The sequence below is a fragment of the Hahella sp. CCB-MM4 genome (assembly GCF_002260525.1).
Lineage (GTDB): Bacteria > Pseudomonadota > Gammaproteobacteria > Pseudomonadales > Oleiphilaceae > Hahella.
In genome coordinates this window covers 198508-218599 of the sequence record NZ_MRYI01000008.1, presented here as the reverse complement: position 1 = coordinate 218599, position 20092 = coordinate 198508, and the positions used below count along the sequence as shown (strand labels likewise).

The window sequence follows — 20092 nt, the reverse complement described above, 5'->3', positions numbered from 1 at the left end:
CATCAAGGATGAGCGATAAGCCCTCCTCCAGACTCCATCCACACACCGGCAGCAGTCGCCAATTTCCCGTTTCAGAGCGCTATCTTTTTGCCGCAGTGCTGGTGGCCCTGTGTTACACCCTGCTGTTTACCGGTTGGACTCAGCGTCTGGATTACCTGATTTATGACGGCTTCCTTAAGCTACAGCCACTGAAGACTTCGACCTCCAGCGCTATTGTCGCCATTGACGAAAAAAGCCTGCGGGAGCTCGGCCGCTGGCCATGGGACCGCTCCATTCATGCCGACCTGATTACCAAGCTTCGTGGCGCCGGAGCCCGTGCCGTGGTCTTCGATATGCTGTTGACCGAACCCGGACCTCCCATTGCGGACCAACTCTTCAAAGTCTCCATGGAGGAGGCTGGGAACGTACTTCTCCCGTTACATATCGACTTTATTGGCTCCAGCGGCCGTCTGACAGAAATCCTTCCGGCCCAACCCTTTGTCGAGTCCGCAGCGGCCCTGGGGCATGCACAGATTGAACTGGATGCAGACGGCATTGCCCGTGGTCTTTATCTCTATCAGGGCTTGGGAGACACCTTCTGGCCAAGCCTGGCCCTGGCTACCTATGAGACGGTCACGGAAACCAAATATGACATCACCCACAATATCGAACATGCGTCGTCAGGCGGACAGTTTAATGTTCGTGAAGCCTACCGGCTGATTCCTTTTGTCGGACCTCCCGGGAGCTTTGCCACCCTGAGCTACAGCGACGTTCTGAACAGCGAACTGCCACCAGACTATTTTGCCGGACGGGTGGTGTTTGTCGGAGCGACAGCAGCCGGTCTGGGGGATTTTATCGCCACGCCGGTGTCGGGCAGCCTGTTCAATATGCCGGGCGTGGAAGTTCACGCCAATATCTATGAAGCATTGGTACAGCAGCATTTGGGTGCTTATGTTGAAATCGAATGGCAGTACCTGCTTTCTCTCAGCCTGGTTTTAATCGCGGTGCTCAGTTTCCCGCGGATTTCACCGGACCGGAATCTGCCCATGACCATCGCCCTGGCGTCTGGAGTGCTTGCTTTCAGCTATTTCCTGTTGACCGTGGATCATCAGTGGTTTCCGCCTTCAGCCGTTCTGGTCACCCTGCTGTTTGCCTACCCTTTCTGGAGTTGGCGACGTCTGTCGCGGCTGAATCGCTTCCTGCGCCAGGAGCTGGAAAGGCTGGCTCACGAGCCTCGGGTTCAGCGGGGCAGTTCCTATGACTCTCCCCAGCAATGGGCACAGCACCTGGCCCGGTTGATCAAGCCAGCCCGGTGGGAGTTCCAGGATCTCAAAGAGAACATGGAACCCAGTTTCATGGTGTACACCGCCCAGCACTATGCGGAAATCACTTTGCCGGTCAATGATCATGATCGGCCAATAGCACTCTATCTCAGACTGGAAAACAAACCGGCCCTGTTGACGGCTACTGTCGACTACGTCAAGCGCCTCTACCCGGCACTTTTGGAAGGCACGACCCTGCCCCGGCTTTCAAACGAGTTAGTTGACCGGCGCATTATGCAGGTGCATCGCGCCATCGCGGCCATGCAGGAAATGCGGGAGTTTATTTCCGATACCGTCTCCAATATGGCAGACGGCATCCTGGTAAGCGATGAATTCGGGCGTATCCTGTTCCTCAACAACCATGCTTTGCGATGGCTCAGTCCCGGTGCACAACCCGGGGAATTTATTGCCGAATACATGCCGGTGACCAATACCCTCTCTCCCGGCGATTGGGAGACTATTATCCGTCAGGTGATCATGCAGGATGAGAAGCATGCTGAAGAGTTGTATCTAAATGACTCCGCTGTGCTGGTCTCTCTGGTTCCTATCCGCTTCCGGCACCGTTTCAGTACCGGAATCATCATCAATTTCTCGGATATTACCGCCATTCACGAAGCCCAGCGCAAGCGACTGGAAACCATTAACTTCATATCCCATGATCTGCGGGCTCCATTGTCCTCACAGTTAGCGCTGCTGGACAATCTGCGCTCTACCCTGCCGGAGGAGTTTGCCCCGAAACTCGACACTGCCCAATCCCTGACGGAAAAAAGTCTCGCTATGTCGGAGCAGTTTCTGCAGCTGGCGCGCGTCGAGGCGGCAGATCATATTCATTTGTATGAGTGTGAACTATTGGACGTGGTGGACAATGCTGTTGATGCCATTACTCCACTCACCCAAAAGCAAAATATCCATATCCGGATTGTCGGCGAACAGGATTCTGTGCCCATCATCGGAAACGCCGAACTGCTGGAGAGAAGTATCCAGAATCTGCTGCAAAACGCAGTGAAATTCAGCCCCCAGAAATCAGAAATTGTTATCGAGATCAAAGTCGCCTCGGAATGTGCCTATGTGGCAGTGCATGACCAGGGGCCGGGCATCGCACCGGAGGAAATTCCGACGCTGTTCGATCCATATCGCCGAACTCGCAGCTCCGAACAACTGGGGGTCAGCGGTAGTGGTCTGGGTCTGCGCTTTGTCAAACTGGTCATGGATCGGCACGGAGGCGAGGTCAAGGTGGATAGCCGGCTCGGCCAGGGCACCAGTTTCACCCTGATTATTCCGCTTAAAACGGGCGAAATGGCTGACTCAGAGGATTGATCAGCACCGGCAGTTTACTCAGTTCTGGTTGTCTATCTTGCCCTTTCGCACTTACTTGCCTGTCGCTATCTATTTGCCAGATCTTAGCTATTTGCCAGATATTAGCTATTTGCCAGACATTATATATTTACCAGATATTATTCATTTGCCAGACAGCACTCACTTACCCGGCAGGGCTTACATTTCACAGTCTTTGACAGAACCTGTCTTCATTTCGTCCCTTCCCCCAACCATACTTTAAGTACACCTGATCGGATCTGAAAAGACAGACTTGAAAAGCCTATCAGGGATGTCAAAACCGAGCGCAATTGTGGAATTGCATTAACTTCAACCATTGAAAGGACGTCGAGGTTTCATTGTGAACGGAAGACCTGTGCTGCGATGGTCATACAATATGCAACACTTTTCTTTTCTGACACTTGCCTTTATCGGATTTGGATTCACGGTCCTCAGCACGGTATTCGTGCATAGGGATCATCCTGAGCAGACCACAATTTACGATTTCTCTGTACCGAGAGTCGAGCTTCAGCGTCAGTCCACCCAATATCTTGATACTGGCTGCGCCTCTTCAGACCGTTGTTTGCAGAGTCTGGTGGGAAGGCCTCTATTAAGCCAATATTTCCAAACCAATACCGACCAGGCTAACCTGGACGACATTTTCAAATAGGTCGCCCCTTCAGATATCCTCCAGAATAATCCGATAACGTGAATGACTGGAGCCTTCACGAGGAATCGGGAAGCCCCAGGTACATATACGATTCCAATTATTTATGGGCAATGGGTTTCTCAGTAAACAGATAATCCTTTAACTCTTTATCGAAGGTCGGGTCTTTCCGGCGAATCCACTCCAGGACCATAGCCGCATGTTCCTTTTCCTCATCCCGGTTATGGGCGAGGATGGCTTTCAACTCTTCATCCTTACAGGCATCCACGCGCTGGTTGTACCAGTCCACAGCCTCCAGTTCTTCCATCAGTGAAGTGATCGCTCTGTGCATATCGCGCGTTTCATCAGACAACTCATTAATCGGCTCATGGTAACCTTCGTTCGCCATTGGCTCCTCCGTTTACAGATTTCATTGTCTATGGTGTACTTTCCAATTAGGTGAACCCCGATGAGGACTACCCTGATATAAACAAACCAAAACAGGAACACCACAAAGATAAACACCTTTAGTATGAACAACCCCGGGGTGATTGCCAAACCAGGCCACCGGGAAACCTTCATACTGAAAAGCGCAGCAAAACTGAGCAGCTGAACTGAGAAGCAAAACAAAAACGATAAATCGGCCAACGGCCAATTGCAGGAGTATGTTGAGTCTTGCACGAGATACCCAAATACCGAATTCTCATCGTGGACGATGAGCAGGACATTCGCGAAGTCCTTGAGGACTGCCTGCAACAGGCAGGTTATCTGACCACAGCAGTGGCCACCGGAACAGAAATGTTCCAGGCCCTGGAACAGGATATTTCGCTGCTGATCATGGATTTACGACTAAAAGGCGAGGACGGCTTGATACTGGCCCGCCAGGTCAGAGAACAGAGCACTATCCCCATTATGATGCTGACCGGAAAAGGTGACGAGACCGACCGCATTCTCGGCCTGGAACTGGCTGCAGACGACTATCTGATGAAACCTTTCAATGTCCGCGAGCTGGTGGCCCGGGTTAATGCCCTGATTCGCCGCAGTACCCGACTATCTGCCAATGGAGGGGATTCTCCCGGCTCCGAGGTCACCCAGGAGCATGACTGCCTGATGTTCGGCAACTGGATTCTGGACCTGACCGCCAGAGAACTCAGACACCAGGGTGGCCAGATCATTGACCTGACCTTCGGGGAATTTGCGCTGCTGGAAGTATTGGCCAAACATCCCAAGCGGGTGTTTTCCCGGGAGGAACTGCTAGAACGAACCCGTGGAGACCAGACGGATGTCTTTGACCGAACCATCGACGTTCAGATCCTGCGCATCCGACGAAAAATAGAGCCCAATCCCAAAACCCCGATGTATATCCGCACGGAACGGGGCATTGGTTACATATTCAGCCAACCGGTGCAGAAGAATCGATGCTGAGGATCAAAACCCGCAGTATATGGACGCTGTTGGTACTGGCCCTCCTCACCCTGAGTATGGGGCTGGTGGGATGGCTCGTCACCCGCCAGACCGCCGATACGGTATATCGTTTTGAATCCCAGACCCTGCCTGAAATCAGCACGGCATTAAACCTGTCCGAGGGGGTCGCGCAACTGGCAGCCCTTTCCCCCTATGTCGCTGACGCTGCCAGACCTTTCCTGCTGCAGAATGAACGTACCCGTCTGGAGCAGAAATTCCATGAACTAAAACTGGTCGCCGCGAATATCAGAGACGACAATTTTCGCTCTGAACTCGAAGAACGTTTGAACCGGTTGTTCGGCTTCGTCAGCGAGCTGATCACTATCGTGGAAGATGAATTGTTTCTGCGGGAGGATGTACTGGCACTGCGTTTCGATATTGATGACCTGACGCTTGGTGTTTCTGCTGCTGACTCTACCGCCAACTCAGATCAAGAAAGTGCCCCCGATTCTGCCCTAATGGCCTTCGTCGGCACGCTGGATCACCTGACCCAACCGGATCAACTCCGGCTGGCCAATCCGAACGTCGTGGAATTTCAGGAAGCCCGATCAGCGTTGGCAGGGATAGACAATGCCACCGTATCCGCCAAGGCAGAGAACCTTTTAAAGACAGTCCATCTTTCCCATCAGCGACTATCGGAGTTTCGCCGTCGCAAGCCCTATCTGATTGCCTCCATCAGAGCACAATCGGAGGAGTTGACCGGCCAGGTCAATCTGTTTGTCGGGGATTTGCAAAAAAGCGTGGTCCGGCAGCGTGAGTCTGTGGCGGAAGCCGTCAACCAGGGCCAGGGCTGGATACTGCTGATGTCGCTGTTGATGCTGGGAGCCTTCATCTACAGCGCCAGATTCAACTACGGCGTAACCCGTGACCTGGAAGCCGTCACCCGGGACATGACAAAGCTTGCCGAAGGGAATACGGATACCCCTGAACCAACAATTGACCGGTCAGACGAGATTGGAGATCTGGCCCGTTCCTTCAGTGTGTTCCGCCGGGACGCACTGCAGATGAGAAAGGTCAGTCAGGACCTGAAAGCCCAGACCAAATTGCTGGAAACCGTGTTTAATCAAATCCATGACGGGCTCAGTGTATTCTCCCGGGATCAACGACTGATCGCCTGGAACCGACGTTATCTGGAGATTTTTGAACTCTCGCCGGACGAAGTGTATGCCAACATGGGTCTGTCTGAGGTGCAATCCATCATGTCCCGGCAACCGCATCGAAACCTGACGATAGACCGCCACCCCATTGATATGGAGGATCTCAATCTGGCTCGCCTGGAGTCCGCCCAGACCTTTGAGCGCCACTACGATTCCGGCAAGGTCATCGAGTTTCGCAGTCAACCCATGCCGGAGGGAGGCTTTGTCACGCTCTATCGTGACCTGACTGAAAGGCGCACCATGGAACAGCAGTTGATCCAATCTCAAAAAATGGAAGTTCTGGGACAACTGACCGGAGGTGTCGCCCACGATTTCAATAATCTGCTGGCCGCCATATTGGGTAGCTTACAGTTACTAAACCAGGGTCCGGAGCTTGAGGAAAATCAGCAGCGTCAGATTCAACGGGCACTTCGCGTCACCGAAAAAGGCGTTGCCCTGGTGCAACGTTTGCTGGCATTCAGCCGCAAACAGCAACTATATCCCGAAAGGACCAACGTGGATGAGTTACTGGAAGGCATGATGGATCTTATCGAATACAGTGTCGGCCAGAATATCGATGTCACTACAGACCTGCAGGCGGCAACCGGTGAAGTATTTGTCGACCCCTCACAATTGGAGAATGCCATCCTGAATCTGGCACTCAACAGCAGCGCTGCCATGCCCGAGGGTGGCAAGCTGATATTCCGCACCCGAATACTCCCGCAGGTAACAGAAGATAGGGGGCAATCCAGAAATGAACAAAGGAATGATCACGAACTTAAGAACGGAGATACGGTCAGTCTAACGGTTGAAGACACCGGAAGCGGAATTCCCAGAGATTTGCAGGAACGGATACTGGAACCTTTCTTTACAACCAAACCGGTAGGGAAAGGCAGTGGCCTGGGGCTCAGCATGGTATATGGCTTTGCCACCCAATCCGGGGGACATCTGGATATCGATTCTGCCCCCGGAAAGGGCACCCGGATATCACTGACTTTCCCTCTTGACCGACATATCACTGCGCCCATGCCTTCCGAACAGGATACCTTTCTGAGGGTTAATATCCCCTCCAATGCCCGCATTGCCGTGGTGGAGGACGATCCCGATGTACAGGCCACCATCGTGCAACAGTTGGAGACATTTGGCTTTTCAACGGACTGTTATGAACGTGCGGAAGATCTGTTGAAGGTGATGTTTGCCTCCTCCGATGGTGTATTCCCCCTACCCGATATGGTTATCACCGATATCAACCTGCAAGGCACCATGAGCGGTGTGGATTTGTTAGCCGAATGCCGACAGCGATTCCCCGATCTGATCGTAGTGTTAACTTCAGGCATGCCACGGGAAATCCTGGAAAGCCGTTATGGGTTAAAGGCCAATGATCCGCTTCTACCCAAACCAATATCTCAGGCAACGCTGAAGAAACTGTTCCAGCTATCTTAAGATCTTGCTTCGTCCTTACGCCTGGCGGCTTCATTTCCCCCACCTTCTACTTTATTAATCCTTGCCATTAGTTCTTACAATTACCCCTTGCCCCGCGCCACCTATTCATTTGATAAATAAAAGATTTATCAATTATTACAATTGTTACAGAGTTTCCTGTTTTATTGAAATTTCCCATTAGCAATCCGGTGAGATGCTGTCCTCAGCTCCTTAAAGGGCTTCAAAACACCGTATTCATGCAATTTGTATTCATGCAACTAGTGGAGAATAAAAATATGAAACTTGCTAAATACAGCTCAGCCTTGGCCTTGTGCACCGCACTGGCCTCACCTTTTTCACTGGCCGCAGATAAAGTAATTGTCGGCCTGATCACTAAAACCAATACCAATCCTTTCTTCGTCAAAATGAAAGAAGGCGCTCAACAGAAGGCCGCTGAGCTTGGCATGGACTTGAGAACCTTCGCTGGCCGCTACGACGGAGATAATGATTCCCAGGTTCAGGCGATCGAGAATCTGGTCGCCTCAGGCGCTAAAGGTATTCTGATTACCCCCAGTGACCCTGCCGGAGTGGTCCCAGCCATCGAAAAAGCCCGTAAAGCCGGTGTGCTGGTCATTGCATTGGATACACCGTTAAGCCCCGCGTCTGCTGCTGATGCAACATTTGCCACAGATAACTTCAAAGCCGGTGAATTAATCGGTCAATGGGCTCGCCAGCAGCTCGGTTCCAATGCCGATAAAGCCAAAATTGCCCTGCTTGATCTTAATGCCAGCGAAATCACCGTAGACGTGGCACGCAACCAGGGATTCCTCAAAGGATTCGGCATTGATTTGAAGGATCCCAATGATATTGGCGACGAAAGTGACCCTCGTATTGTCGGCAACGATGTCACGCTGGGATCTGAAGAAGGCGGCCGCCGTGCCATGGAAAACCTGATGCAGAAAGATCCTGGCGTCAATGTGGTTTACACCATCAACGAACCTGCCGCTGCAGGAGCTTACGAGGCCTTAAAAGCCTTCGGTATGGAAAAGGATGTGTTGATCGTTTCGGTTGATGGCGGTTGCCCAGGTGTCCGTAACGTTGAAGCCGGAGTCATCGGTGCAACCTCCATGCAGTTCCCTCTCAAAATGGCATCCATGGGTGTCGAAGCGGTGAAAAACTTTGCCGATAGCCACCAGAAGCCCTCTGCTACTCCCGGTCTGGATTTTGTGAATACCGGCGTTGAACTGATTACCAATCAGCCGTCCTCAGGCATCCCCTCCTCGTCTTCCAAAGACGGCCTGAACAAGTGCTGGGGTTAATCGCTTTTCCAGCGTAAACCGGCGCGGTGGTGGATATGCATCCCCTGCCGCGCCAACCAAACACTGCCTCCAAACCACTCAACAACACACGTGGCGGGACTTAACATGAGCGAGATACTCAAACCTACGCCGACCGGGAGCCAAATGCTGGACCATGAAAGGGTCGCCGACCAAGCTCAGGGCAATGTTGCCCGCTTTGATCAGCAACTCTCTCCCATCCAGCGTATCCACCGGATTCTGCACAGTAATCCTACCGCAGCCCCCATCATGGTACTGCTTCTGGCTATCGCGGCATTCAGCATCATTGTCGGCGACCGCTTTTTGCATCCATTCAATCTTTCCCTGGTGCTTCAACAGGTTACCATCATCGGTATTCTGGGGGTTGCCCAGACCTTGATCATCCTCACCGCGGGTATTGATCTCTCGGTCGGGGCCATCATGGTACTGACAACAGTGGTCATGGGACGCTTCGCAGTGGAATTCGGCATGCCTCCGGCGCTGGCCCTCCTGGCCGGTTTTGCCGTCGGCGCCCTGGCCGGTGCCATCAACGGCGCATTGGTCACCCGGCTTAAGCTACCGCCCTTTATCGTCACCCTGGGCACCTGGAATATCTTCTTTGCCCTGAACCTCTGGTATTCCAAGAGCGAGACTATCCGTTCACAGGAAATCGAAGCTGTTGCACCATTACTGCAGTGGACCGGACACACCGTAGAATTTCTCGGCGCGCGGCTCTCCTATGGTTCATTGATGATGGTCGGTCTCTTTGTCCTGATCTGGTATGCATTGAACTGGACCGCCTGGGGACGCCATGTCTATGCCACCGGGGATGATCCGGACGCTGCCAGACTGGCAGGCATCAGAACCGATCGTATCCTGCTCTCCGTGTACGTGGTGGCCGGTGTGGTATGTGCCTTTGCCGCCTGGGCACTGATCGGGCGAATCGGCTCCGTCAGCCCACAGGCCGGATATACCGCTAACCTGGACAGTATAACGGCAGTTGTTATAGGCGGAACCTCTCTGTTTGGGGGACGTGGGTCGATCTACGGCACCCTGATCGGTGCACTCGTAGTCGGCCTCTTCAGAAACGGCCTGGCTTTATCCGGCGTGGATGTGCTCTGGCAGGAATTCACCGTTGGAATGCTGATAATTGTCGCCGTCGGAATCGATCAATGGATCAGGAAGGTGTCATCATGAACAGATACGAACAAACCCCGGTACTTCAGGCTAAAGGTCTGGTGAAGCGCTACGGCCGTGTCACCGCCATCGACAACACCGATTTCGAACTGTATCCGGGAGAAATCCTGGCTGTGATCGGTGATAACGGCGCCGGAAAATCTTCCTTGATCAAGGCATTGTCTGGGGCTCTGGTGCCCGATGCGGGGGAAATCCTCGTCGATGGCAAAGCCACGCTCTTCAAGAACCCACTGGACGCCCGGTCTCAAGGCATTGAAACGGTTTACCAGAATCTGGCCGTGTCCCCAGCCCTGAATATTGCTGATAACCTCTATCTGGGCAGAGAGATCCGCAAGCCTGGAATATTAGGCCGTGTATTTCGCATGCTGGATAAGAAGAAAATGCACGAAGCGGCCCGCAATAAGATGTCCGAACTTGGGCTACTGACCATACAGAATATCGGCCAGGCCGTTGAGACCTTGTCCGGCGGACAACGCCAGGGTGTAGCTGTGGCCCGTACCGCCATGTTCGGCAGTCGCGTAGTGATTATGGACGAACCCACTGCGGCACTGGGCGTCAAAGAATCCCGCCGAGTGCTGAATCTGATTCGCCAGGTCCGGGATAAAGGCCTGCCGGTGGTCCTGATCAGCCACAACATGCCCCATGTGTTTGAAGTTGCTGATCGAATCCATATTCATCGCTTGGGCAAACGCATTGCCGTCATCAGCCCCAAAACCCATAGTATGTCTGATGCCGTTGCCATCATGACCGGGGCGATGGAACCGGACCAGCCAGGTAGTCTTCAGGCCTGATCGGAGTATGCTAACCTAAAGCCTGCGATGGGCTTGAATCACCCGAGATCAATCCGATACCTGACTGGAAACGGGTGTCGGATTTTTACAACCGCCTAAATATGGGATGCCGCTCTCTATGCGCTGGCTGTCATTACTCCTTTTACCGCTTCTGGTGGCTCTACTGCCAGTGGAACACGTCTCCGCAGACAAAGCTCAACAGCCTGCCCTGCAATCCGTAGGAGTCAGCGTGTCTGATCTGGGAAATCCTTTTTTTGTGCGGATTGCCGAAACCGTAAGGCAAAGGATACGGGACAAATTCGGCACCTCAGTCCGCATCATGGTGAAATCCAATGCCTATGACGAAGCCCGGCTGGAGCAACAGATTCAGGAATTCATCAAACTGAAAATGGACCTGATCATTTTGGTCGCGTCAGATCCCTATGCCATCGAACCTTATATCCGCCAGGCCCAACGCGCCGGGGTCAAAGTGGTTGCGGTTGATGTGAACGCTTCCGGTGCCGATGCCACCGTCACCACGGATAATGTCCAGGCGGGGGAAGTTGCCTGTGAGTACCTTGCCGATCAGCTCAACGGCAAGGGGGAAATTGTCATTATCAACGGCCCACCGGTTTCCTCAGTCGTCGAGCGCGTCGCCGGCTGTAAAGCCGTTCTGAACAACTATCCGGATATTTACCTGCTATCTGACTCCATTAGTGGCGGTGGAAGCTATGAAGGCGGTATGGAGGCCATGGCGCTGTTAATGGAAAGCTACCCCAATCTCAATGCGGTGTTTGCCATTAACGACCCTACGGCCTCTGGCGCGGCTGCCATGGCTCGTCAATCCGGTCGCGGCAACTTTATCATTGCTTCAGTGGACGGTGCGCCTGTCGCGGTCAACGCCCTGAAAGCCAAAGATCCGGTTTGGACCGCTTCGGCAGCCCAGTTCCCGGCCACCATGGCCAGTACAGCCGTGGATCTCGGCATCGAACTGGTTGCGGGTCATCAGCCGGCCCAAACCAAAATCCTGATCCCCACACAACTATTACGGGATAATAATGTCCACCTCTACCATGGTTGGGATTAACATACTCCCAGGCATTTGACAGAATTGCCCGTTTAAGAAGCTCATTCAGATTGGAGATACTATGCAACCTGTTCTTTGTTTTGGTGAGGCCCTGATTGATTGCCTCCAGACTGGACAGTCAGACGTTGATGGATTGTCGCTCCCTCAATTCACCCATTTCCCCGGTGGTGCGCCAGCGAACGTCGCCGTCGCGATTGCAAAGCTCGGGGGAGCAGCCTATTTTGCCGGGCAAGTCGGCAAAGATACCTTCGGAGACTTCCTGAAAGCCGCTCTGGAGCGTTATGGCGTACAAACGACCCAGTTGCATCAGCATCCCACAGCCCCCACCCCTCTGGCCTTTGTTCTGCTGGATGACGAGGGAGAGCGCAGTTTCAGTTTTTATCGTACAGATACCGCTGATCTCCTGTTTGATGCTTCGATGATTCAATGGGATCAGTACTCGCAGCCCGGAATTCTTCATTTGTGCTCCAATACCCTGACCGAAGACGGCATTTACCAGACCACTCTGGAAGTGGTCAACAAGGCCAGATCACTGGGTTGGAAAATCAGTTTTGATATTAATTTCCGTCAGAATCTCTGGGCGCATCCAGAGCAGGCACCGGATCGGGTTTCAGCCATCGTAAAACTTTCTGATGTGATAAAAGCCAGCGGTGAAGAACTGGAGCTGCTGTATCCAGACCAGGAACTGTCTTCACTGGTTAAGAGCTGGGTGGAAGACAGGCTGATCGTCATCACCGACGGAGGCAAGGCGGTAACGGGTTATTACGACGATACCGAGTGGACCATAGAGGTCCCCAAAGTCAAGGTGGTAGACACCACCAGCGCTGGTGACAGCTTCGTCGGAGGCCTGTTATTCAAGCTCTCTCAACTACCTGATTGGGACAATTCCGGGTTCATGGAAGCGGTAAATTTTGCCGTCCGTTGCGGGGCGATCACCGTGACCCGTCCTGGTGCATACCCTGCACTACCATGGGCCAATGAACTGGATTGAGATGGCGGTCAAAAAATACTCTTTTCATTTACCAAATTTGGTGTATGATGAATGTGGCCTGTGGATCAGACCTATTTATGCAACATTGAGCGCTGAACACTTCGCTACACCGCTTCATCCGAGATATCCAGCTTTTGTTGGGTATCGGTCAAACCAAATGGACGAATGTCCAACCGGGTTTGGGAAATGTAAGTCCGTTGTTCTGAAGTTTGTCATCCCTGCTTGTCTTCATAAGTATCTCTACCCTTCCGGCCAAAACACGCGTAAGCGTACGTAATATTTTGATATAGAAACTCAGGAAACATCATGTCCAAAGCAACTGGAACCGTTAAGTGGTTCAACGAAGACAAAGGTTACGGCTTTATCACTCAAGACAACGGCGGTGCAGACGTATTCGTTCACTTCCGTGCCATCGTAGGTGAAGGCTTCAGAAAACTGGCTGAAGGTCAAAAAGTATCTTTTGACATCGAACAAGGCCAGAAAGGCCCTCAAGCGGCTAACGTAGTAGCCGAGTAATACCCAACAGCAAACAGCTCTCCTTAAAAAGAGAGGATCTCCGGGTCCGGCTGTTTCTTTGCCCCAAAAAGCTGTGAGTGCGGGCACCAGAATTTCGCAGGGGAGGCTTTGTGCCTCCCCTTCTTCGTTTCAGCAAGCCAACCACTCCACGCAGTCAGCTCCCCAAGTTTGATTTAACCCTAACCACTCCTTTGGTTTCACGATAGCCACTCCATTGATTTTACGTTAGCGACTCTGCGGTTTTATCACGATCCTGTCATCTCTATTTCTGCAATAGCCGTATCAGCGCTGTCATAGCACGAGAGAGTTCACCAAGCGCTTCCTGATTATCGGCAATGACAATCCATTTATCCTTGTCCACCGGGTGCCATAACCAGCATTCCCGACGCTCAAAATTGCAGTCGCTCTGAACATAGGGGTCAACCCCAAAAACGGGCAGTCTTGACAGTGTATGGCTGGCATTACCTGATTTCGTATAATCCGTCTCCTGCACCACCAATTCATCCTTGCTGTTGGTACTGATACGGAATACCCGTCCCTCATTCTTATCCAGATGACGGATACGCCCGGAAACATAGACATTCTCTTTCAGAATACTGTTGATATGCTCCAGTACGGCTTTCTCGTCACTATTGGTGAGATACAGCTTTTTCAACTCGGCCAGGTACTGATCATTTTCACTTGTGACCACCTGACTCCAGTCGATTTCCGGCTTGTTAGCCGGTGTTGATTCGGCTCTTTCGGTATCGAGTTCCGTAATCATACGAAGAGCTTTTTCGTAATACTCTCCTTCACTTCCCGCTCGATTGACATACTCGACCAGAGCATCGCGGGCCGCTTCACGTTCTCCCGAGTTGGCATCGACCAGCCCCTTGAAATAGAAGTATTTCACTTCGGGATCGATCGCCAGTTCCCCAATCCTGTCCAAAGCGGATTTAGCTTTGCCGTAATCCATGGACTTGATGCTTTCATCCGCCACCAGCAGGAGCCGTTGCATTTCATGCTCGGGTGCCAGTGTTGCACTTACCGCCTGCCCTGCCGTCCCCAGCACCAGTATTTCTGCAAGCAATACTGCGAATATCCATTGCTTCATAACAACTACCTCATAGCTCAACAACCCTAGGGTCTGTTGACGTTTCATCAGACCTTAAGAATAGCGCCTAACCGGAAGAATCCAACCCCTCTTGTGAATTGGCCGTCAGACATGTAGAAAGATTAACAAAAGCCGGTCCTGATATGTCATTGAATCGTCATGCCTCTGACATAATCTGGAGTCCGCTGTTTCGGCTCTAACCCAAAATCAAGAAACGAACCAACGTAGCGGCGGAATATGTATCCTAAAATTCACTATCCTATTCAGGAACTGAATAAAATCCAGCAATTGATTGAGCTGGGAGGTCAGTTTGTCGAGCATGAGATACTGGAGACCGTCTATTTCAGGGGCTATCAGTTACCTCTCTACCTCCTGAAAGTTGGCTCAGCCACTCCAGACAAACCCGCACTGGCCCTCACCGGCGGAATTCATGGACTGGAAAAAATCGGTTCCCAGGTCATTCTGGCCTATCTCGAATCTTTGTTAAAGCAGCTCACATGGGACGAGTCCCTGCGGGAAGAGCTTAAACACGTTCAGCTTTATTTCCTGCCCGCGATTAATCCTGCCGGAATGATCCGTAAAACCCGCGCCAACGGCAATGGTGTCGATTTGATGCGTAATGCACCCATTGATGCAGAAACCCGGGTCCCCTGGCTGTTGGGTGGGCAGCGCTTCACCACCAGAATTCCCTGGTATCGCGGTGACCAAAACTATATGGAGCCAGAGGCCGTCGCACTGTGTAATTTTGTCCGGGAACGTCTTATGCCAGCGCCTTTCAGTATGGCCTTGGATTGCCATTCGGGATTTGGATTCAACGATCAGCTCTGGTTCCCCTATGCCTACAGTAAAGAGCCGATTCACCATCTGCCGGAGGTCTTTGCTCTACGCAATCTGTTGTTTGAGACCTACCCTAACCACGTTTACACCTTTGAGCCTCAATCTCAGGTGTATACCACCCACGGCGATCTCTGGGATTATCTCTATCTTGAGGCCCAGGAACGTCAACGGGTGTTCCTGCCTCTGACGATGGAGATGGGCTCCTGGCAGTGGATCAAAAAGAACCCCCGACAACTGGTACAACTGTTGGGCTTCTTTCATCCGATCCTGCCACATCGAATCCGCCGGGTACTCAGAAGGCACCTGACTTTCATCGATTTTCTCAAAAACGCGGTAAGGTCATTTCAGAATTGGGTTCCCAACCCTCAGCAAAGGGCTCACTATGAACTGGCAGCACTGGCACTGTGGTACGACCAGAACCCTGCCGGTGACGGAGACTGAACGGTATGCCTTCCGGTTCCAAAACCACTCTGGTACTGCTCAGGGGCTGGATGAGAGATCAGCGCCACTGGGAGACATTCCCCAAAGTCCTCTCGACGACATGTCATGAGAAAGGTCTGGATTATAAGCTGGCGATGGTGGATATACCGGGGAACGGCCATCGATGCCAGGAGCACACTCCCGCTTCCATTCCAGACATGTATCAACAATTGCAGGAAGAGTTGGGACACTCCACCCCATTAATCCTGATCGGCCTTTCCATGGGAGGAATGATAGCCCGTCAATGGGCGACACAGAATCCCGGGCAAGTCCATGGCCTGGTGCTGATCAATTCGAGCATGAGACCATTTGCCAGGCCATGGGAAAGACTTCAGCCAAAGGTCTGGCCCCAACTGCTCAAACACCTGGGCAAAAGTCTGCGGGAGCGGGAAAAGCTAATTATGGAACTGACTCTTTCACCCGAGAACAGATCCTCCGAGCGTCTTGAGACCTGGATTGACTGGAGTCACAAATACCCGATCTCCTATCACAATGCCTGCCGCCAGTTATACGCAGCAGCACGTTACAAATGTCCGACCACAGCGGCACCTGCATGCCCAACGCTGGTGATAGGCGGCAAGAATGATCAACTGGTCAATCCCGTGTGTTCAAAACGGATGGCTGACAGCTGGAATTGCGACTTTGTTCAGCTACCCGGAGGGCACGACCTTCCGGTTGAACATCCCGAAAGGCTGGCAAGACACATTGTCGACTGGCTGAAAAAGCTACCCTCCTGAGGGGGGGGCGGCATATTTCGCCATATTTGGTCACCACAATGACGGCCGCTGCCCTGTTGCCCCCATATTGCCCTGTTTAAATGGTCCTCACTAACCCAATCAAGTGAGGACAACATGATCAAACAAGACTTCTCCCCCAAACCGTTTTGGAAATTCGGCATCGCAGTCACCGCTATCTCCCTGATGACCGCCTGTGGCAGCCAGTCGCTGACAGAAACACCGGAATCCACTGCTTCCGAAAGCTACAGTGCGGCGGACAGCTACAGCATGGCAGATAGTTCAGAGTCCCAGAACACCCCGTCAGAGGCTTACGATGCCTCCTACCAGGAAGACGAAGATGAGCTGATCGGTTATGGGCTGACGACACCACCAAATGCGAATTCCAGCACAGAACCGAACCATTTCTCATCTGAATCGAGGGGTTCCGACGAAAACGACGCTTTACAGATAACCGATGGCAGCAATGAACAAAACACAACATCCCCGGGGTTTGAAGAGGACAAGGATATGACAGTATTAGTATTGGACGATACGGTAATGGCAGCACTTGAAGCTCAAACCAGGGGCAATTCAGACCAGGAGGTCGACAGACTGATGACCATCGAGCCACCACAGCCCCGGATTATCTATTACGGATTTGATCAATCCACACTTGATACCATGCAAAAGGCTGATATTCGCAAACATGCCGACTTTCTTGCGGTACACCCCAATTACCATATCCAGCTACATGGCCATACCGATAAACAGGGCTATCCCGCTTACAACGAAAAGCTGGCAAAGCAACGTGCTCAACGTGTCGCTGACGAGCTGATTGCTGCGGGTGTAAAGCCTGAGCAGATTGAAGTATTTGCCTGGGGTAGTCGTGATCCTCTGCTGAGTTCCGCACAGCATGACAAGAATCGTCGGGTGGAAATGATTTACCTGAGTGACCAGGTGGCTTTCGGCAACAGTGACACCAAACCTGCCAGCACGAACCAGGTGGTGGGCATTGCTAACTAAGCCGAACAGGATCGATATCTCTATCAGATATCGGTCCATTTTCCGGCCTTTTGTTTTCCCGGCCCTTTGTTTTCCCGGCCCTTTGTTTTCCGGGATCGCTAAATTAGGACTTCAAACTGGATATGCCCTACTGCTTTGGCATGGGCATCGGTTTTTCATAGTAGTAGCCCTGCAACAGAGTGATCCCCAGTTCCACCAGCATCTTGGCCTCTTCCTCATATTCGACACATTCCGCGATACAGGTCATTCCTTTAAGTCTTGCAATATTGACCAGTGACTCTATGACCACAGTGGCAATAGGATCATGCAAAATGGAGCGGACGAACTTGCCGTCCAGTTTCACGTAGTCCACCGGCAGCTGGCTCAAATAAGCGTAACTCGCGGTACCGCTACCAAAATCGTCCAGAGCAAACCGGTAGCCCAGGGAAGTAAAATGTTGAATGATCTCCCGGGTGCGACTCATGTCTTCCAGCGCCACACTCTCAGTCACCTCAAAGCATATTCGGTTTCGGTTGATGTTGTATGAATCCGCCCAGCTTTCCACATCGCCAAAGAAATTGTCGTCGTTGAAGGTCGCTCCACTGAGGTTAATGTTATAAATCTGACTGGTGGGAGGCAGCAGACAAATCTTCCTGAACAGGGTTTCCGTTACCCAGCGGTCGATGACAGGCATGTATCCAAAGCGCTCAGCAATCGGAATAAAACTTCCCGGGGCGATCACCTGTTCTCGTTGTGCCAGCCGAATCAGCACCTCTAATCCAAACACTGACTCCACGGAGCCATCAGCTTTGACCTGAAAAATTCCCTGCTGATAGAGCTGAAAGCTTCCCGACGAAATGGCGCTCTTGATCTGGGATATCCACTCAAGCTCTCCTTTGTAGCGGAGCATTTCCGAGTCTTCCGCACGGAATACACTGATTCGGTTTCTCCCTTTCTCCTTGGCCTTGTAACAAGCGATATCCGCTCTGGACAACACGGCTTGTTGAGAATAGTCATCACGATTGAAGTATGTGAGGCCGATGCTGCAGCCAAGGGAAAAACACAGATCTTCATGGCGGAATTGAAAGTCCGAAATAAAGCGATGAAGATCAGCCGCCAATCCTTCCGCCTCGGACTCGGTGCATCTTTCCACCATCAAAGCAAATTCGTCCCCTCCGAGCCGTGCAAGCAGCGCACTGGACCCTATCAGCTCCGCCAGTTCCAGTGCCAGAGCCTTGAGCATCAGATCCCCAACCTCATGGCCACAGGTATCGTTGATTAACTTGAACTGATCCAGATCGATATAGAAAAGTGCTCCCTGGGAGCGGGGACCATCCAGCAATGGACTTTCCGGGTCCTGTAATGATGAAAGTGCCTGTTTCAGTGCTTCATCCAGCGCACGCCGGTTGGGAAGATCGGTCAGCGGATCATGATTGGACTGGAACTCCAGCAGGCGTCTGACTTCAATATCCGCGGTAACGTCCCGTATAACAATGACCGCTCCTCCAGCCTTTTCCCCCTGGTCCGTCAACACCGGACATATCCTCAGCTCAAGAACACTGGTACGCGAATCCTCCCGTTCCAACTGACACAACTGATTCATTTCCTTGCGCTGCGCCACCATGTGATAGGCTTCGACCGGCCTGACCCTTTTTTCCGAATGATTCAGACTGTAAAACCGGAAATACCGGTCAAAGCTATGGCCCTCGATCTCTCTACCTTCCACTCCCAGGATTTTCTCAGCCATAAGGTTGGCAAACACTATGGCGCCGTAGTCATCCACTTTGACCACACCGTCCGAAATTGACTGCAAGGTGGTCTGCAACCGCCACTTATCACTGTCCAGAGACACCGTCATCTGACGATTGGATTCCATCATGACAGCCAGCATGTAGCCTGTGAGGCAGCAGGTGCCGACAAATGCCATCTTGAGACTCAGCAGAAAGTCCGTAGCTTCTCCACCCCAACCTTCGCCAAGCACCAGCACCGCCATTAATGCCAGACTGAGACTGGCGCCATGTTTCCCCATTCGGATGGATGAAAAGACCACATACGGCAGCAGCAGAAAGAAAAACATCCAACCGCGTCCGGGAAACCATAGATAGGCAAAGATGAAGAAAGCCACCAGCAAGCAAGTCAGTGACATCCAGCCCAGGAACAAATCCGGATTATTGGGTCGCTTATACCACCAGAACCATATGAGCGGCGTAATCAGCATCAGCCCGACAGAATCCCCCAGCCACCAGGTGATCCACACCGGACCGGAGTCTCCGACCGTCACCAGCCCTGACAGCATCAAACCCGCAAGTCCCACCGCAGCCGACGCGAGGGGCGCAACCATGCAGACAATACCAAAGAACTTCAGCACCTGGCCGATACTGTTGAAATCCTTGTCGATACGATTCAGTTGGATCAGCATCATGGCAGCGACAACTTCCGCCATCATACCGATGCCTCCGGTAAGGCCTGTCCAGAAAGGTTGATCCAACACCAGTGCCGCCAGAACCTCACCGACCAGCGTAACCGGCAGCCACCGCCAGCCACTGTACCAGACCATGGCCAGGGCCAGCCCGGCAGGAGGCCATAAAGGAGATACATCGCCGTATATGACTTTAACGAAAAGCCCCAGATGGGTTGCCAGGTGGTAGACGATTACCAGTAACGTGAATTGGAGAAAATATCGGCCCAATATGCACAACTCTCCATAAGATGCGACAAATTCAAATGGTGGCTTATGTTACAGAGCCTGCTGAATGGCGCTCAATCACGGCAGGACGCCACATGCCCGATGTCATATAAGTAAT

The 20092-nt window shown here is 52.2% G+C and carries 16 protein-coding genes; 13 read left to right on the top strand and 3 right to left on the bottom strand.

The genetic code is table 11. The features are described from left to right. Nucleotides 1–8 precede the first annotated feature (8 nt). Together BTA51_RS15800 and BTA51_RS15795 are read left to right on the top strand one after the other, a co-directional pair. The gene (locus BTA51_RS15800) at nt 9–2618 is read left to right on the top strand and encodes a CHASE2 domain-containing protein (protein ID WP_094708886.1); all 2610 of its coding nucleotides are present in this window, start codon (nt 9–11) and stop codon (nt 2616–2618) included. A 394-nt stretch (nt 2619–3012) separates the two neighbouring features. Beyond that, nucleotides 3013–3285, top strand: a complete 273-nt coding sequence (locus BTA51_RS15795; protein WP_094708884.1) for a hypothetical protein — start codon at nt 3013–3015, stop codon at nt 3283–3285. Between the two features lie 97 nt (nt 3286–3382). On the opposite strand, the gene BTA51_RS15790 is transcribed toward BTA51_RS15795, so the two are convergent. Continuing rightward, the gene (locus tag BTA51_RS15790; protein WP_094708882.1) at nt 3383–3670 is read right to left on the bottom strand and encodes an encapsulin-associated ferritin-like protein; all 288 of its coding nucleotides are present in this window, start codon (nt 3668–3670) and stop codon (nt 3383–3385) included. Between the two features lie 266 nt (nt 3671–3936). Between BTA51_RS15790 and BTA51_RS15785 the strand changes: the two genes are divergently transcribed. The 8 genes from BTA51_RS15785 (at nt 3937) to BTA51_RS15750 (ending at nt 13160) form a co-directional block, all read left to right on the top strand. Beyond that, nucleotides 3937–4686: a response regulator gene (locus tag BTA51_RS15785; protein WP_168188196.1), complete on the top strand. Its 750-nt coding sequence runs from the start codon at nt 3937–3939 to the stop codon at nt 4684–4686. Continuing rightward, the gene (locus BTA51_RS15780) at nt 4680–7304 is read left to right on the top strand and encodes a PAS-domain containing protein (RefSeq protein WP_094708880.1); all 2625 of its coding nucleotides are present in this window, start codon (nt 4680–4682) and stop codon (nt 7302–7304) included. The genes BTA51_RS15785 and BTA51_RS15780 overlap by 7 nt, the downstream gene beginning before the upstream one ends. Before the next feature lie 275 nt (nt 7305–7579). Further along, the gene (locus BTA51_RS15775) at nt 7580–8602 is read left to right on the top strand and encodes a sugar ABC transporter substrate-binding protein (protein ID WP_246841060.1); all 1023 of its coding nucleotides are present in this window, start codon (nt 7580–7582) and stop codon (nt 8600–8602) included. A 105-nt stretch (nt 8603–8707) separates the two neighbouring features. Beyond that, nucleotides 8708–9796, top strand: a complete 1089-nt coding sequence (locus BTA51_RS15770) for an ABC transporter permease (protein WP_094708878.1) — start codon at nt 8708–8710, stop codon at nt 9794–9796. Next, nucleotides 9793–10587, top strand: a complete 795-nt coding sequence (locus tag BTA51_RS15765; protein ID WP_246841059.1) for an ATP-binding cassette domain-containing protein — start codon at nt 9793–9795, stop codon at nt 10585–10587. The genes BTA51_RS15770 and BTA51_RS15765 overlap by 4 nt, the downstream gene beginning before the upstream one ends. A gap of 118 nt (nt 10588–10705) precedes the next feature. Then, nucleotides 10706–11653, top strand: a complete 948-nt coding sequence (locus BTA51_RS15760) for a substrate-binding domain-containing protein (RefSeq protein WP_246841058.1) — start codon at nt 10706–10708, stop codon at nt 11651–11653. Between the two features lie 61 nt (nt 11654–11714). After that, on the top strand, nt 11715–12644 hold the full coding sequence (locus tag BTA51_RS15755; RefSeq protein WP_094708872.1) for a carbohydrate kinase: 930 nt from the start codon (nt 11715–11717) through the stop codon (nt 12642–12644). A 306-nt stretch (nt 12645–12950) separates the two neighbouring features. Then, nucleotides 12951–13160, top strand: coding sequence for a cold-shock protein (locus BTA51_RS15750; RefSeq protein ID WP_094708870.1), 210 nt, complete (start codon nt 12951–12953; stop codon nt 13158–13160). Between the two features lie 262 nt (nt 13161–13422). Here the strand turns inward: BTA51_RS15750 and BTA51_RS15745 are convergent, their stop codons facing one another. Continuing rightward, nucleotides 13423–14253 (bottom strand): hypothetical protein, encoded by an 831-nt coding sequence (locus BTA51_RS15745; RefSeq protein ID WP_094708868.1) that lies wholly within the window; start codon nt 14251–14253, stop codon nt 13423–13425. Between the two features lie 237 nt (nt 14254–14490). Here BTA51_RS15745 and BTA51_RS15740 point away from each other — a divergent pair, with 237 nt between their 5' ends. The 3 genes from BTA51_RS15740 to BTA51_RS15730 all read left to right on the top strand — a co-directional run bounded on the left by BTA51_RS15740 (nt 14491) and on the right by BTA51_RS15730 (nt 17309). Continuing rightward, nucleotides 14491–15531 (top strand): M14 family zinc carboxypeptidase, encoded by a 1041-nt coding sequence (locus BTA51_RS15740; protein WP_094708866.1) that lies wholly within the window; start codon nt 14491–14493, stop codon nt 15529–15531. Between the two features lie 5 nt (nt 15532–15536). Then, nucleotides 15537–16307 carry an alpha/beta fold hydrolase gene (locus BTA51_RS15735; RefSeq protein ID WP_094708864.1) on the top strand — a complete coding sequence of 257 codons (771 nt, stop codon included), beginning with the start codon at nt 15537–15539 and terminating at the stop codon, nt 16305–16307. Nucleotides 16308–16421: 114 nt separating this feature from the next. After that, entirely contained in the window at nt 16422–17309 is an 888-nt protein-coding gene (locus BTA51_RS15730) for an OmpA family protein (RefSeq protein WP_094708862.1), read from the top strand. 127 nt (nt 17310–17436) lie between these two features. Here the strand turns inward: BTA51_RS15730 and BTA51_RS15725 are convergent, their stop codons facing one another. Beyond that, a complete protein-coding gene (locus tag BTA51_RS15725) occupies nt 17437–19977 on the bottom strand; it encodes an EAL domain-containing protein (RefSeq protein ID WP_246841057.1) in 2541 nt (846 codons plus the stop codon). Nucleotides 19978–20092: the final 115 nt, after the last annotated feature.